Source organism: Streptomyces sp. NPDC043870, assembly GCF_056435785.1.
This window is the reverse complement of sequence record NZ_JBWKDT010000148.1, coordinates 1-1323: the sequence shown is the minus strand read 5'-3', so window position 1 is coordinate 1323 and position 1323 is coordinate 1. Positions and strand designations below refer to the sequence as shown.

1 pseudogene is annotated in these 1323 nt (G+C 65.3%); it reads right to left on the bottom strand.

Annotated elements, in window-relative coordinates:
- Positions 1-7: 7 nt before the first annotated feature.
- Positions 8-1323, bottom strand: a pseudogene (locus AC0699_RS39770) (IS30 family transposase); the annotation flags it as partial.

Here is a 1323-nt window from a genome sequence, read left to right as displayed (position 1 = left end):
CTTGGACTCAACCGGTCGTTGCAACACCGGATTGTTGGAGCAAGAGTAGCTGCTCGTTGAATGCCTCGGCCGGGTCCTCCAACCGAGTGTCTTGCGGGGTCTGGTGTTCAGTGTGTGAGCGACAGCTTCGATTTCTTCAGCGGACCAGCGCGAGAGGTCGGTGCCCTTCGGGAAGTACTGGCGCAGTAGTCCGTTGGTGTTCTCGTTCGTGCCTCGCTGCCATGGGCTGTGCGGATCGGCGAAGAACACGGGGATACCGGTCTCGACCCTGAACTGCGTGTGCGCCGACATTTCCTTGCCGCGGTCCCATGTCAGCGACCGCGTCAGCTGCTCGGGAAGCATCGACATCGTGTTGGCGAGTGCCTTCTTCATGGAGATCGCTCCGTAGCCGGCCAGCGCGGGGCCGTTCTTCGTTCGAGGGATCGTTCCGTATCCCTCTTCGCGGGGCAGATGAACCAGCATCGTGAACCGGGTCGACCGCTCGACAACGGTGCCGATCGCGGACCGCTCCAGCCCGATGATCAAATCCCCTTCCCAGTGGCCGGGGACAGCACGGTCCTCGGCCTCGGCGGGCCTCTCGCTGATCAACGCTTCCGGCGTGACGTGCGCCCAGGTCTTCCGCCGTGAACGCGCCCGTGGCGCACGCAGAGCGCGACCCGTCCGAAGACAGAGGATGAGCTCGCGTCTCAGCGCCCCGCGGCCCTGAATGTAGAGGGCCTGATAGATCGCCTCGTGGCTGATGCGCATGGACTCATCATCCGGGAAATCAAGCTTGATCCGGTTCGCGATCTGCTCCGGACTCCATGCCTGAACCCACGCACGATCCTTGCGATGTGGCTTGTTCCGCCCCGTCCACGAGCCCGTCACCGGCCCCGCGATCGGCATGCCGCCAGCCGTGGTGATCTGGCCGGACAGTCTCTCCTGGACGTAGGCGTGCAACCTCGGATTGGCGACCAACTTCGCTGTCTTCGGACGCCGGGCCGCCATATCGGCCTTCCACTGCGCCACCGAAGCCCGGTAGTCGAGCTTCCCACCTCGTGTGGCGGCGTTGCGTCGCAGCTCGCGGGAGATCGTGCCTGGATTGCGACCGACGTCTCGAGCGATCTCGCGCACGCCCTTGCCCTGGGCCCTGAGCAACGCGATCTCCTCTCGCTCGGAAAACGACAGGTACCTGCCCGAGGGGGGCTTCGAATCGAACGGCCGCATGCCGCCACACTGGCGGTACCAGCGCGTCGCGACCGCCGGCGCCACGCCGATGACGGTGGCCGCTTCCTCGGCCAGAAGGCCCTTGGCGATCTCCGTCCAGAACGCCGCCTCGACATG